5 protein-coding genes are annotated in these 15,746 nt (G+C 41.6%); all 5 read right to left on the reverse strand.

Annotated features, from left to right (window positions below; genetic code table 11):
* Positions 1 to 147 precede the first annotated feature (147 nt).
* Positions 148 to 3,465 carry a T9SS type A sorting domain-containing protein gene (locus tag LCH52_07015; GenBank protein MCA0388230.1) on the reverse strand — a complete coding sequence of 1,106 codons (3,318 nt, stop codon included), beginning with the start codon at positions 3,463 to 3,465 and terminating at the stop codon, positions 148 to 150.
* Between the two features lie 328 nt (positions 3,466 to 3,793).
* On the reverse strand, positions 3,794 to 5,068 hold the full coding sequence (locus tag LCH52_07020) for a T9SS type A sorting domain-containing protein (protein ID MCA0388231.1): 1,275 nt from the start codon (positions 5,066 to 5,068) through the stop codon (positions 3,794 to 3,796).
* 813 nt (positions 5,069 to 5,881) lie between these two features.
* Complete coding sequence (locus LCH52_07025) at positions 5,882 to 9,082, reverse strand: biopolymer transporter Tol (protein MCA0388232.1); 3,201 nt, start codon at positions 9,080 to 9,082, stop codon at positions 5,882 to 5,884.
* Positions 9,083 to 9,106: 24 nt separating this feature from the next.
* Complete coding sequence (gene rnr / locus LCH52_07030; GenBank protein MCA0388233.1) at positions 9,107 to 11,215, reverse strand: ribonuclease R; 2,109 nt, start codon at positions 11,213 to 11,215, stop codon at positions 9,107 to 9,109.
* Positions 11,215 to 15,744 (reverse strand): hypothetical protein, encoded by a 4,530-nt coding sequence (locus tag LCH52_07035; protein ID MCA0388234.1) that lies wholly within the window; start codon positions 15,742 to 15,744, stop codon positions 11,215 to 11,217. The genes rnr and LCH52_07035 overlap by 1 nt, the downstream gene beginning before the upstream one ends.
* Between the last annotated feature and the right edge of the window lie 2 nt (positions 15,745 to 15,746).

Genomic DNA, 15,746 nt, shown 5'->3' on the forward strand with positions numbered 1-15,746 from the left:
AATAAAAAAAGCTCCCGATTTCTCAGGAGCTTTGGAAATATTTTTACCTGTTCTTGGCTGGTTGAACTATTTAATCCTTTTTCTAAAAACAAGTTTCCGTGAAATCTGTGTTAAATCCGTGAAATCTGTGTAACTATCAAAATTCCCTTACTTCATCAGCAACATTTTCTTTACGGAAACATAGTCACCGGCAGCAAGTTTATAAATATAAAAACCTGAAGCTAGTTCGTTTCCTACGAACTTAAGATCATAGTATCTGCCTGCCTCAGCAATTCCGTCGAAGAGAACTGCCACTTCGGCACCAAGGGAGTTGTAAACTTTGAGTGTTGCTTTCGTATCCTCTTTGAACGCGAATCTGATCGAAGTTTCAGGATTAAACGGATTTGGATAATTCTGCTCCAGCACGAATCCGTTCGGAAGATTGTCAACAAGCACTTCGACAACCGGACTGTACTCAAACTGCCCGTCGTTGTCGATTTGCTTCAGTCTGTAGGAAATTTTTCCGGTGCCAGCAGGTTTGTCAGGGAAGCTGTAATATTTCGGTGAGTTCGACATTCCGTAACCTTCAACGAATCCGACTTTCGTCCATTCGGAATTGGAATATTTTCGTTCCACCTCGAAACCGTAGTTATTCATTTCGGTTTTTGTTTCCCAGTCGAGAAGAACAGTGCCGCCGGAAACTTTAGCATTGAAGGAGGAGAGTTCGACAGGGAGGGCAGAAGGCTCCCCACCAGTAAATTGGGAAAATGAAGTCTGACTCGAAACGGTGAGGGTATTAGCAGTCGCATCGAGAGTTGTTGGCAAAACAGTCCAGAGCGTACCGTTGAATTTTCCCATCACTAAGGAAGATTCCTGTGTTGGTTCACTCACATCTTCATCCAAATAATTAAGAGTGAGGTCATAATTAATACTTGAATTACCATCCCTGGTAATATCCCAATAACGGGTGAGGTAGAGAGAACCCGGTCCCTTGCTCGGGTGTGGTGCATCTACTACTCTGACACCTATGGTTTCGGTACCGGAATTCAAAATTACCTGTGCGGGAGAATATTCAGCTGTTCCTGTTTCATCGCCAATCGGAAAGAGAAGCGTTGAAGGGCCGGTACCGGTAAATTTTAACATCCCTGTTCCGTTGGTCACAATCATCTGTGTTGCAGAAGGCGTTCCGGAATAAGTTGCACCCGAAGACAACGAAAGATTAAAGTTGGATAAGCGGAGAACTCCCTCATCGAATCGTAATCTGTTTTGAATGGTTGTGTTTACCCCCAGCTCAACTCCCGCAGGATTCGAAAGAGCGAAGTAAGTGAAAACTGGTGAAGTAGTACCTGAGATTGTTTGAACTGAGGTACCATCGAAAACTACTTCCCTGGTGTTTGAATTAAATGTTCCATTGTTTGTGAAGTTTCCTTTTACGATCAGGTCTCCGGCATTAGGACCATTGATGCCTCCCAACTTAAGAGTCCCGCCGTTCGTGATATTTCCAAACACAGTAAGGGGACGCTCCATCACACTTCCCGTAACTGACATATCCAAAGCAGAGCCAGCATCAATCGTTAAGTTACCTGCCATTTGACGGGCAGTAGTCGTTCCGGCATTACCGAGATTCAATGTCGTATTATTTGAAATCTGAACATGATTCGGGTAACCTGCACCTGATGTGCTGCTCCATTCAAGACTTCTTCCGTAAGTTGTACCTGAATTGTACTTTAGAGTGGATGATGGCCCGTATATCGGGTAATTTGTCGATAAAAATCCACCCGAACTAATTTGAAGTGTCCCGTTTATCGTAACTCCGGCACCAAGATTAACTCCCCCGCCGATAGTAACATTGTTGAATGTGCTTGTGGAATTATTGACTGTTCCTGATCCGGAAAATACAAGTGTTCCGGTTCCTGTTGTTAATGGTGCTGAACCCGTTATAGTAGCACCACTTCCAAAGGTTATGACACTTGAACCACAGTCGAAAGTTGAGGGTGAGTTAACATTTATATTGTTTGCAACGGAGATATTTGCATTTACTGTAACTGCTGAATTGTCGCTGACATTAAGCCAGTTAAGATTAAATGTGCCTGTTCCAGATATTTCCTGGGCTGCACCTCCATTGAAATCCACACTTCTCGAGTTGGTGTGAAATGTTCCGTTATTCACAAGGTTTCCTTTTATCTTTAAGTCGCCACCTGAAGTCTGTGAAAGAGAAAAGGCTTTGCTGCCGTTAATTGTTAGATTGCCATTCAGCTGTCTATATACATTAGCTAAACTTGCGAAATATACATTCCCTCCATTGATCACGACATTTTGAGGAACACCCTGACCTGATGCGACATTCGCATACCACTCAGAAGCAAGTTCGTAATCATTATTGTACTGCAATGTAGAAGTCGCTCCGTATGTTGGAGCATTCACTGATACAAAACCTCCCGAGTTTAGAGCGAGTGTCCCGTTAATCGTAGAAGCATTTCCAAAATTTACCCCAGAGGAGAGATTTACATTGTTGAAAGGATTGGTACCGGTAAGCGTGAGAGTTGATGACCCGCCAAAAGAAACAGTACCGCCTGCTGTCATGTCAAGAGTGCCGTTGTTTGTCCAGTTGCCTTCAATCGTAAGTTGACCACTTGAAGTAAAAAGGAGACTCTTCCCGGAGTTAATTGTAATTTTCCCATGATTGTATGAAATTGCATTATCAACTGTTATATTATGGTTAATAACGATTGTAGAATTGACTACAGGAACTCCGCCTGTCCAGGTTGAAGGCGAACTCCAGTTTCCATCGCCGGCAGTTGTATATTCGATAAGGTCCTTGTAAATTTTATTTACAAAAAAATCATTAGCCGATCCTCCCCCGGTATCACCAACAAAAAAATTCACGGCATTGATTGTTGCACCCAATGATGAGAATACAGTGTTATCCAGCCCTGTACCTGCAGAAGCCGAAATTGAGATGCTACATGAACTTCCTGAACCTTTAACCAATGTAAAAGTTAGAACCGGCTTCGTTGCAGTACTGCCAAACGAAATCCATGTTCCCCCGGAATTGGTGGAATATTGATAGCCTGATGAATTAATTCGAAAAGTGAAAAGTGCAGACGAACCATTCATGATATCTACCCCACGACTCCCAATCGAAATGGCATCGTAAGACATTTGAAAAACAATTCTTTCATTTTCTCTCAAAGCAGTAAATGATATTTTTGCATTTTCGTACCCGGAACTCGACCAAATACCGAAAGATTTTGTGGGCGAGTTAAGTCCGGAATTGTGGGCAGATCCTAAAAAGACACCACCACTTCCGGAAATTTGCCAGGCGTTAAACCCGCTGTTGGTTGTAAAACTGCCATTGGCAAAAGTGGAATAATTATCAGCACTATCCGTAGCAATATGGTTATAGCCCTGTCCATTCACACTTATGAAAGCAGCAAAAAGGAAGAGAATAAGAAAATTCAACGAATTACGATTATAGCATAGCATTGCAATCACCATCGGTCACTTGTTGTGGATTAATAAACTAATCAATAATGCGTCCGCAGATAGCGGAGCAGGATTAATAACTGCTTGTTATTTGTTTTCGAAGCATTTATGTGAGGGGAATTGGATAAATGCTATAATGTTAAATGCAAGATAGTAAAATTTGGTTCAATATGTCAAGAACTATTTTACAAATGTGAAGTGTATCATAAAAAAAGCTCCCGATTTCTCAGGAGCTTAAAAATTATTACCGGTTTTAAGTTAAATGGTCGAATTAACTCTTTTCTTAATACAAGTTTCCGTGGAATCCGTGGAACCGTTAAAATTTATATTACTTCATCAGCAACATTTTCTTAACAGAAACATAATCGCCGGCAACAAGTTTATAAATGTAGAAACCGGAAGCGAGTTCTCCGCTGCCAAATTTCACATCATAGTATCTGCCTGCTTCGGCTGTTCCGTCAAAGAGAGTAGCAACTTCGGCACCAAGTGAGTTGTAAACCTTTAGTGTTGCTTTAGTATCTTCCTTCAGTGCGAACCTTATCGAGGTCTCCGGATTGAACGGATTTGGATAATTCTGTTCCAGAACAAAACCGTTTGGAAGATTGTCAACCAGCACTTCAACTATCGGGCTGTATTCATACTTTCCGTCGTTGTCTATTTGTTTCAGTCTGTATGAAATTTTTCCAGTACCAGTTGGTTTGTCAGAGAAGCTGTAGAACTTCGGAGAATTGGTCGAGCCATAACCCTCAACAAAGCCGATTTTATTCCAATCCGTCAAAGCGGATTTTCTCTCAACTTCGAAACCATAGTTGTTAATCTCGGTTGCGGTTTCCCATTTCAAATCAACAATGCCATTTCGGATTGCAGCGTTGAATGAGGTCAGTTCGACAGGGAGAGATTGCTCAGACCAAGCGGTAGATGGTGTAACACCACTTCCAGTACTTGGATAATAAATATATTTGTCCAAGAGTTGGTTGGTTGACCCTGTAGGATTTGAAATAGGGAATGTTGACCAAATATAATTCCCACTGGCATTATTAGTCCAGAATGAAATTCCCAATGGGGCCGATGCCCCAGGTGTGAAACCTAAATCTGACCACGGAATCCTGATCCTGATTTCACCCCCGGTACCGGAAAAAACTACTTGTGAATTTGTGCCATCGTCTCCACCCGTTCTTGAAACAAATACCCAATTACCAGAATTGACTGACCACCTTTCATATGCGTTGCCATTTGTGGTAGGTACTCCTCCGAAGGATGAATTATTTTCATAATATAAATAGTAGTCAAATTTTTGCTGATTACCGCTGCTAAAAGTTGCTCCCTGTATCCCACTTAAACTTCCATTCGATCCATGAGGATCTGTATCAAAAGCAACATAGTACATATCTGATGAATAATTTGTGTTGCCTCCCGTCCAGCCAACATAGATATATGTACCATCCCAAGCAATATAATATGTGCAATTGTTATCTGTTCCCAGAGTGTAAGAAGCTCCAAAAGCGGAAGCATTATTCGTAGCTCCATCCATAGTCACAGTTTTTGGTGTTTGCCCAAACACACTCCACCCGCACAATATTAAAATTGTAATCAACTTTTTCATAAACATTCCTCCGAAGAGTTTTGATTAAACATATGTATTTCTATTTTCTCTAAAACCTCACTGATAATTAATCCTCACATTAGCTAAACCTTGCGGCACAAAGTGTATAATAAAATGCATTTTTTACCACAATACAATTTACGAATATCTTTAAATTAAATCCAAATATTTTTAATAAATTACCAAAATAAATTGCTATTTTGGGCTCCTGTGATGAATTTCACTGGCATTTACGAGGTTTCTGGGATAAAACATCCCCCTCCGAATGAATTCGAAGACTAGTAGTTCACGGCGAAACAGAAAAACCTACAGTCCCGATAATCGGGAGGTTTTAACCACATGAAAATAATAACAATCAATCCCCCGGATAATTACATAATGTTTGTCGGTTGGACAATCGAGACGATTGTCGCTCCTTCTCATTTTTTTTTAGGGATTTGTCGCCGTTTTCCTACGAACATGCCACACGCCCAGGCGTGTTCTGGTGGAATTGGGAATGATTGTTTTTCCTACGAACATGCCACACGCCCGGGCGTGTTCTGGTGGAGTTGGGAATAATTGTTTTTCCTACGAACATGCCACACGCCTGGGCGTGTTGATTTAGCGAATATCTGTGTTCATCTAATTAATCTGCGTGTATCTGCGTCCCCTAAAAAGGTGTCATCAGATGGGTTCGATGAAATCATGAATTCCGGTTAAAATAAAAAAAGCTGCCATTTCTGACAGCTTTAAAATAACTCAACAATAAAATTTCATACTTCAAACTTCTGACTTCAAACCTGATTTCAGTTCATACTTCACAGCTAATAGCTGTTAAAAGTCTGTCCCGAGGGAAAAATAGAAAATCGGTTTACTGAAGCCGTCAACATTGTAAGCCCAGGCGAGATCGAACCTCAGGAGGAAGTAGAGAAAATATGTTCTCAAGCCAAAGCCGGTACCCATAAGCAGATCTTTGGTTATGGTGTTCCCTTTTTCATCTTTGGTGAAGAGACGGAGCTGCTCATTGTTCGTCCAAGCAGCACCTGCGTCAAAGAAGATGGTACCCATTATGTTGCTGAAGAAGAGAGGCAGACCACCTGTGATAAGGTATCTTATGAATGGAAAACGAAGTTCCACATTCATAAGTCCGTATTTGGTGCCCACCACTTCGGCATAGTTGTAACCGCGCATCGGAAGTGCAGTGGAGAGAAACACAAAATCGCTCGGAGAGTCGAGAGGAAGTCTTCCCGTTGACCAGTCACGGTTTATCCAGTTTTCCGTACCACCGATAAAGAAGCGCTGTGGATTTGTACCCCAGGAATAGCCAAAGGAACCTCTGACAGCCAATGAATAGTCACCCCAGAATCTAAGATATTCACGATAATCTCCCAGAACGGAGTAAAAACCATATTTATCAGCCTGGATTATCGGGTTTGCCATAAATTCGAAGCGGTATCTTGTTCCGTCAATTGGAGCGGTGTAACCAAAAATAGTGTTGTCGTGTACAAAAGCAATGGATGGGACAAGAAAGGTATTTTCCCTCTGTGGCTCAAGAGTGTTGTCAAGATTTGTCTGTGTTGCGTTTGTAACTCCGAGGCTAAGATCAAGTCTGTAGAATCTGTTCAGGGGATAGCTCGCAGAAATAACCGCTCCATAATTCCTGAATCTAAAGAAATTCAGGAAATTCCCTCTCTGCTGATAGATAAATCTTGCAGTGTGGAATGCAGACACACCTATATCCCACCTTCCCTTCAAGTAATAGTAAGCCAGACCGTAATCGCTGTTCTTAAGATCAATCTGAAGTGAAGTGAAGCCAATCAGTTTATGATCACCGAGCACATCGCTAAAGGAAAGCACCGTTGTTCCCAGCAGTCCGTAATATGTGCTGTAACCCGCATTTGCATACACCAGATCGGGTGAAAAATTGACTTTATATTTTCTTATTTTGAAATCGCCGTCATCTTCCAGCCTGTCAGGAAGTAAAAACTCGAGGTTGGGCAGTTTGGTCGTATCTTTTACTTTTGGAGCGTTATCGCCGAATGCAATTGTGGAATAGTCAATCAGTACAGAATCACCATAAGCTTTCACAGTATCGCCAAAAACACCTGTAAACACTTCAACCTTTGTTTCAGAGGAATCCTTGTCGAGGGCATCGGGTTTTTCCTGTTCAAATTTCTTTACTTTATAAGTCGTATCAAACGGATTGGTGCCATTTCCACCCTTGAACTTGCTTCCTCCATTTACCAGTTCATTCATGTAATCTGTAAACGGAATTGAATCTTTATCGATGGAAAGACCGAATGGATTATTTACCGTGAAAATATTGTACGAAGCTTTGTACATGGCATTCATGGCAAGTTTTTTTCCGTCATAGGAAGTGCTGATCTGGTCGAGACCGTTCAGGGAATTGGTAACGGGAGTAGGTTTATTTGTCGGTTTCCAGTCAGCATTTGGCTTTATTTTATAGATGTTGTTTATTCCGTTATAGTCAGAGATGAAGAGTACTTCGTCACCCGATTGTGAAGGAAGTGGATATTTTTCATCACTTAACGGATAATCTGTAAGCCTTCTGATTGCTCTGGTTTCGACTTCAATTTCGTATATGTCCATCTGACTGTAATCGTGACGGTACATTTCATATCCCTCAAGTTTACTCTTTGCTTCAGTGAGAGTGTCGCGATCTGAGGAGAAATAGACCTTTTTACCATCGTAAGACCATCTTGGATCTGAATCGGAAAAAATGTCATTCGACAGATTTTCGATCTTTCCTGACTCAAAATCATAGATATAGATATCCGATGTGTGGTAATTTTGAGCTGCGAAAACGAGTCTCTTGCCATCCTTTGACCAGTCAACTGTTTCTATTCCGGGGAATCTTACAGGCACGCTGACCGCATCACCACTTTCAGCATCAACTATAAAAATGGCGTCTTCAGCACCGCTTTTTGCCGAAATTGCGATCTTTTTTCCATCAGGTGACCACGAGATTCCGGGAGTAAGAATATTCAACTCTTCAAAATCGACGGTTCTGTTACCCTTTACAAGTCTTTTTATTTCCTTACCTGTGTTTGCATCCATAAGATAGACATCGAAGAAATAATCCTTGTTCGAGATATAAACGATCTTGTCACCCTGCGGAGAAATTGCAGGAGAGATATTATAAGAGGAGTTGTCCTTTTTTGGATCGGTCAGCCTTTTTGCAAACTCATCAGGGTCTTTGCGGTTGGTGATATCGGGCCAGAACACCCTCTTTATATCTTTCTTCCATCTCTCGCTTAATTCGTCAACTGTCAGACCGATGGAAGCTTTCATTCCCTGATCTACTCCACCTTTTCCCTTTACATTCATCACAAGTTCGGCAACCTTTTCTCTGCCGTACTTTTTAGCGATGTAATAGAAAACCGCCTGTCCACCTCTGTAAGCAAAGTAGCCGTCGAGATTTTTGATATCGGGAAGATACTCATTGATAGCCGCATCCCTGATAAACTGATCAGTGTTGGTATCCCAGCCGAGTGAAAGATACTCCGCAAGCCCCTCCGAGAACCACAAAGGAAGATTTACTGCTGAATTGCTGGAGATAATATTTTGAAGTGCACCTCCGTAAAACATGTCATTCATTACACCGTGAACCAGTTCATGGTGGATTACATGTCTGAACATTTTGTAGTTACCGGAGAAAGGAAGAACGATCCTGTTCTTGAAGAGTTCTGTGAAACCACCTGTTCCCTCTCCAAGATAGGAATCGATTACATTCGTTTCCTGAAATTCATTCTGTGAGTCGTAAAGAATTACGCTGATTCTCTTCTGAATCGTATAATTCAAAGAGGAATGAATCTGAGCCAGTGCATCCTCAATTGCTGTAGCAGCAAACTCCGCAATATTTTTCCCTTCCATGGTAAAATATATATCGAAGTGTTTTGTCTGAATGTAGTACCAGTCGTAGTCTTTGTATTGAACTTTATTCCTGCCAAACTGCCCGAAAGACTGTGAAATGATTACCACAACAAAAACAAAAAATAACGCCGCTTTTCTCATCTTTTCTGCCTCGAATAAAAATCATTAAGCAATTGTAAAATCAACATTTGACCTCTCGGGATTCACCCGGATAAGTTTGGTTCTCAGTTTGTCGCCAAGTCTGTAAACCCTGCCGCTTCTCTCACCGCGGAGACAATAATTCTTCTCCTCAAAAGTGAAGTAGTCTCCTTCGATGTCGCGGACATGCACCAAACCTTCTGCAAGAGAATCTGCAAGTTTAACAAAAAATCCAAAACTTGTCACACCTGAAATTATTCCGTCAAATTCTTCTCCCACAAGTGGAGTAAGGTACTCGATGTATTTCTTTCTTACCGACAGTCTTTCTGCTTCCACAGCAGTTCTTTCGGTTAGTGAAATGTGAGCGCAGATGCCTCTTAATTCAGTCTCATTGTATAGAATCTTCCCTTTCGTGGAAGCATGGTGGAAAAGGATTCTGTGAACAAGCAAATCGGCATATCTTCTGATCGGCGAAGTAAAATGTGAATAATACCCGAATCCCAGACCGTAGTGTCCGATATTGTCGGTGGAATAAATCGCTTTAGCCATGGTTCTGATTGAAAGCTCGCTCACGAGCACTTCTTCTTCTTTTTGCTTCACTGCCTCCATAAGAGCATTGAACTGCTGAGGAGTCGGAGAATCAGAAAAATTGACCAAAAATCCGAGTGATTTCACAAATCTTGCGAATTCTCTCATCTTCTCTTTGTCCGGCTTGTCATGAATTCTGTAAACAAACGGTACAACCTCGGTTTCGCTTTTGCTCTTGTTTACATGTTCAGAAACGATTTTGTTGGCAAGCAACATGAACTCTTCGATCATTTTGTTGCTGTCCTTCATCTCTTTTCGTTTTACACCGAGCACTTCACCCTCGGCACCGATAAGAAATTTCACTTCATCGGTCGCAAAGTCGATACTCCCCGCTTTCATCCTCTTTGACCGAAGAGTTTTGGCTATTTTGTTCAATATGGTGATTTCGGAAGCGAGGTCTCCTGTACCCGTCTCGATTACCTGTTGTGCTTCCTCATAAGAAAATCTTCTTTTACTGTTTATGACAGTTTTGGCAATTCTGTAGTTTAAAACTTTCCCGCGCGAGGTCATTTCAACCACTACCGAATATGTTAACCTGTCCCTATATGGGACCAGGGAACAAATACCGTTTGAAAGCTCCTCGGGTAACATCGGAATAACAGCTCCAACAAGATAGACACTGTTTCCTCTTTCTAGGGCTTCCTTGTCGAGAGAGGTTCCGGGTCTGACATAATGGCTTACATCTGCGATATGGATACCGATTTCATAATTGCCGTTTTCAAGGGTTTCGATCGAGAGAGCATCGTCAAAATCCTTTGCATCTTCCGGATCAATGGTGAAAACATTTTTGTTCCTGAAGTCTTCCCTTTTCGCAGTTTCCTCTTCCGGCACTTCTTCGGAGAAAGACCTTGCCTCTTCAAAAGTCTTTTTGGCAAATTTGAAAGGCAGGTTATATTCACGGGCGATTGTGATGACATCAACATCCACACCTTCCCCTTTACCCACCACCTCGACAACTTTTGCCTCCGGATTGATCTTCGGGTTACTCCAGTTGATCTCTCCGACAAATACCCTGTCACCCGGTAAAGCCCCGTTAAGGTCGGCTTCAGGGATGTAGATGTTCCTGTGAATTTCGGGGATATCCGGTTTCAGTATGTAAAACGAACCTTCTTTTGATATGATTCCCGAAATTTCATGCCATTTTCTTTCCACAACTGAAACAATCTGTCCCGTCATGAGTACCCGGTTTCTTCCTTTGAGTTCCTTCGCAGCAACTGAAAGTTCAACCGTGTCACCATGAAAAGCCGTATTGAAGTAACGGGAGGAGATGTAATATCCACCACCCTGCACCCGGTCCTTGAAAACGAAACCCGAGCCGTCCTTTTGGATATTGAATTCACCCTTCACAGTCTTGTCCTGTGTCCTGGGCATATATTTGAATCTTTTTCCGTCGCGGACAAGAAATCCTTCTTCACTTAGCTGGTGAAGAAAGGCTTTCATTGCCTCATATTCCTGTTCGGTGAATATATCGAGGTGTTTTGCCAGTTGCTTTGCCTTTACAGGCGTGTTTGCATTCCTTTGAAAGTATGCTTTGATCTTGTTTTTCATTAAAACTCTATTTTGTATTTTAGACCCATTTCATTGATCATCGTGTTGTTTGATGATCCTTCGCCTATCGACTCCCGTCTTTCAATCCTGATAAGGAAATTTTTTATCACGGGAATCTCAAACCTGAATGTGGCTGCAGAAAGGTCCTGGAAAACATTGGTGGTACCACCAAATGAATATTTAATTGTGGATATCTGCCCGGAAAGATTGAACTTTGTTTGATTTCCGGCAGCCCTGACCTCGAGTGATTTTACATAATCACCAAGATAACTTGATAACAGCCCTCCTAATAATGAACCGGCAAGTGAAGTGGCGGTTCCCTGTATTGTGTTTATTTGCCCTTCGGCACTTGATTTATCCGCTTCTGTCAAATCTGATTTGAACTTCCCTGTAAGAATAAACCAGACTGCGTCTGCTTTGTCATACTGGGGTGATGGAACTGCATTCTTTATATTATCCTCACCTACATAGACAGCAATGTTGTCTGTTTCCTTTGCAAACTTTGTAGAGAGTTCGTCCATACTTCCCTTAAGTTTCAGTTTTACCTGAACCGGCTGCTCATTGCTGCTACCCTTGGAAGAGAAAACATAGTAGGAATTGTAGTTCGCAACGATATCGAGATAAGGATTAAAAATTTCCTTTTCGAATCTCAAAGTACCCAATGCTGCGAATGTTTTAAGATTTAAAAATTCAAGTGTCGATTCTTCAGATACTTTTAACTCACCCTGAACATTTTCGAACCCGCCGAGTTTTTCATAGTTCAGTTCTCCCTCGAGGTAGGTGGTGAGTTTCTGATTTGCCTCCTGTGAGAGGATCATCGTCATCTTCGAGTTCTTCGACATTGTTATTTTGATTTGATACTCGAGATTAAAAGGTGTTTGCTTCACCCCGGCGATAGCGGAATCTTTGTATTGCCTGTCATCCTCGAGAAAAGAAAGGAAAGTGGAATCGAGCACCCCGCCGGTATAATCATAATTCATATACTTGTAAATGTAATTGTCACCGGCGTTTGAAACCCCGCTCTGAGTGGGAGGAATAGTAAGGTCTGTTTTATCGAGATTTATCGAAGCTTTTACAAAGTAGTTGTTCCTGTTAATGTTAAGTACAATATCCTCATTGGTTGAGACCACAAGTTTACCGAAAATCGGGAATTCCTTTGTCGGCTTCTTACTGTCCATTACCGTAAGATTGCCACCAAGCCTTATTTGTCCCGACTTTAGTTCATAACCTGTAAGGTGAAGTGAACCCGTACCTGTTATTTTTCCGTAGAAATCGAGATTGCCTTCATTGGTGACAGCAAGTTTTTCAATGGTGAGGGTGGAATCATTCAAAACAACCCCTGCCTCGAGACCGTAAATCAGATTGGTCATTGCCACTCTGAACAAGCCGCCCTCAATTTCTGCAGTTCCATTCTTGGAAAGGTTGGGGTAGTATCCTGAAATTCTGATCTGAGAACGGAATAAACCTGTCAGTTCTTTCACATTCGGAATAAAACCGTTGAGAGCACTAAGTGAGAAGTTTTTCGCATCTATTCGCAAATCTGTAAGTTTATCCTTAACAAAATCAAATTTCGAATCCGCAAAGGATATCCTGTATGGTATCACCCCTGTCACAGCAAGAAGCGAGTCATCCCCCTCTGTTTTACCGGAATAAAAATAGCCTGTGGGACGAATTTCCTCATTTTCGTAAACAGCAGAGAATTTCAACTTTCCGAGCGTTTGCTTTTGGTACTTTATCGCATCTATCCGGAAATCGGAGTGGATCACAGGCGACTCGAAACCTCCTCTTGCACGAACAGCAAATTTGATATCTGCATCCACAGGTTGTGCAATCGGTTGTTTTAAGATATCACTCATAATCTCGTGAAGAGAGATGTTCTCGATTTTTGCATCTGCCATCAGCGAATCTTTATCAAGTCTTGCGTCAAGACTTACAATCTGCCTTTGACCAATTCCCAAAGAAAAATTCTTGACAAAAAGGGCATCATTACTGAAAGAAATGACTGTATTTGCCATATTCTCGAGTTTATATCCCTTATAGTCTATTTTGGTCTCATACATATCCAATTCGAGAGAATCTTTCATGAAATCGACCACCAGGGCTATCCGGGCTTTGACCATCTCATTGTAATTCACATCCAGGCGTTCGAGATCGAGTATCGATTTGTCGAGAGAAACTACAAGTTCGGTATTCGAAAGGGTATCGGCTCTACCCCTCTCAATCATAAAAATCTTTTTTGTCGTGCTCTGTATGGAACCCTTGATACTCCCGATCTGAATCTCATTTGAAGGGTGTGAAAGTTTTATCTTTGAATTCGAACCCCACAATATCAAAGTACTGGATGAATCAGAAGCACGCAAACGAAGAAGATCAAGATCGTTATTCAATGAAAACAAAACTTTCGTAGTATCCAGCACAATCAGCCCGGAAAGAGAACCTTGAATATCAAAGGTTCGAAGTTTCAGAAACCTTTTTAAGGGTCCTAAATCCTTAACCTGAAGTGAATAAGAGAGAGAGTCATTGGACTTTACACTAAATCCCCTGTTTGTGGGAATGGGGGCTTTAGCATTTGCGACAGCCGCTGAATCCTCGAAGAAATCGGGGTAGTAGTTGGAAAGAATTTTTGAGAGGTCTGCAAACAAATTTGTCGATTCTGTCCCCAGATTAGTCCCGAGAGTGGCATAACTGAACCTCCCTGCTGTGGACATGGTGAAGAGGTTCGAAGTTATAAAAATATCCTTTTGCATATCGGGTGTTGCCGTCAGTTTGATATTGGCATCTATCTCACCGAGGGAATCCCCTTTTATCTTTGTATCAAGAAGATTAAGATTTGCATTCAGCACCATGTCGTCGGGATTGAGACCTTTTCCCTCTGCATCGAAAGTAAAATTGATTGATGAATTTTCCATCGAATTGCCCGCAAAATACTCCAGGTCAATATTCCTGAAAGTGGAACTGATCGAGTAAGACGGACTCTTAAGGTCAGACATGTCCAAATCACCTTTTATCTCACCCTGCTGTGCACCCGGTAAACTGGCTGAGAGTTGAAAGCCGATTTTGCCGTTGTTTCCTTTGGTTTTTACAGTAAAACGATCAAAGAAATATTTCCCGATCGTTGACTGATCACCGTCAAAATCAAGTTCGAACTCGGCATTTTCAGGATTGAAACCATGACCTCTGGCTCTTATTTTCGATGTAAGATTAAAAGGCAGGTTCACATATTTGCTTATGTCAAGTTTTTCTGTTCTCGCATCCACTTCATAGTAAGGTGCCGCTTTCGAGAAGTCGAATTTATAACTGCCACTGATATTTCCTGCAGGCGATCTGAGCCCCATGCCACCCGAAAATGTAAGAGGTGATCCGATGAACCCGAGACTGTCGATCTGAATTGAAGGAAAATCGAGATATTTTTGGAGCTGCAATGAAGGCATTAATGTGTGTATATCACCAGGTGTTAGCACTGAATTTTTTATACTCGCAGTCATTCTTAATTTGTCAAAATCCATCAAATTAAGAAGCGTCCCGGTTAACGACAGGTCGGTTTTCAAAGTCTTAAGTTTTAGCTTTGCAATCTTTGTATTAACCAGATCCCCGGACGCAGCCAGATCTATCTCCATCGCACCCTTCATGAAGTCGAAACCTGCGATCAAAGACGAAATGTCATCAAAATGAAACGGGGCACAAACGAGATCCATCTCGAAATTTGCTTTTTTCAGAGAATCGGTTGTAAAATTATTAAAAACATTCAGCTCATCCGTCTTGTAGTTGAGAGTTATCTCACTTTTCCTGGTGACTACTTTAAGATCACCGACATTTATGCTCCTGCCGGCAAGTTTCAATTCCCCCGACAACGATATTTCAGGTGTATTCAATAAATTGGGCTCAAGATGGAATTTTTTGATCTTTACATCGTATCCGTTTTTCGCAATATCCACACTTAAATCGTCCAATTTTATATCGATGTTCAGTAGTCTTAAATCATCGTAATTGAGAGAAGTGTATTCCTCTGTTGAAGAAAGTTTGTCCCACTTTCGATATAAAATTGAGGAGTTGGTCAACTCTATTGTGCCGGCTTTAATAACAAAAGGAAATGGCTTTGAAACGGTATCGATCTCTTTTTTTTCGGAAGGTTTGGGGAGTATCTTCACAAGATTCAATACACCGTTCGAATCAACTACAAGATTTGCGTGAAGCCCGTCTATCGCCAATTTATCGGCATTTAATCTGTCGCTCAAAAATTCCAGCAGTTTGGGATACACTTCCAATCGCTTTATGAAAAGTATTTCCGTATTGGCGGAATCTGCAATCCTGATATCATTTATCATCAGTGAGGTGACAATTGTTCCTTCTATTGTGCCTATAGTGATTTTCCCGCGGAAAGTTTCGTTGAGGATGGTTGTAACTTTATCTTTAACGATGGAACGGAACAAGGATGTCTGCGAGAAAACCAGAATTGCGGTCACCAGCATCAACAGGAAGTAGAGTGTACCTCTTGTATATTTAAGGATGTATGCCGGTATTCGCTTCATGC

The organism is Bacteroidota bacterium (assembly GCA_020161395.1).
Lineage (GTDB): Bacteria > Bacteroidota > Ignavibacteria > Ignavibacteriales > Ignavibacteriaceae > UTCHB3.

Excerpts from the sequence above, each read along its gene's own strand:
- rnr (MCA0388233.1), bottom strand. The coding sequence starts at position 11,215 with ATGAAAAACAAGATCAAAGCATACTTTCAAAGGAATGCAAACACGCCT.
- LCH52_07020 (MCA0388231.1), bottom strand. The coding sequence starts at position 5,068 with ATGAAAAAGTTGATTACAATTTTAATATTGTGCGGGTGGAGTGTGTTT.
- LCH52_07025 (MCA0388232.1), bottom strand. The coding sequence starts at position 9,082 with ATGAGAAAAGCGGCGTTATTTTTTGTTTTTGTTGTGGTAATCATTTCA.
- LCH52_07035 (MCA0388234.1), bottom strand. The coding sequence starts at position 15,744 with ATGAAGCGAATACCGGCATACATCCTTAAATATACAAGAGGTACACTC.
- LCH52_07015 (MCA0388230.1), bottom strand. The coding sequence starts at position 3,465 with ATGCTATGCTATAATCGTAATTCGTTGAATTTTCTTATTCTCTTCCTT.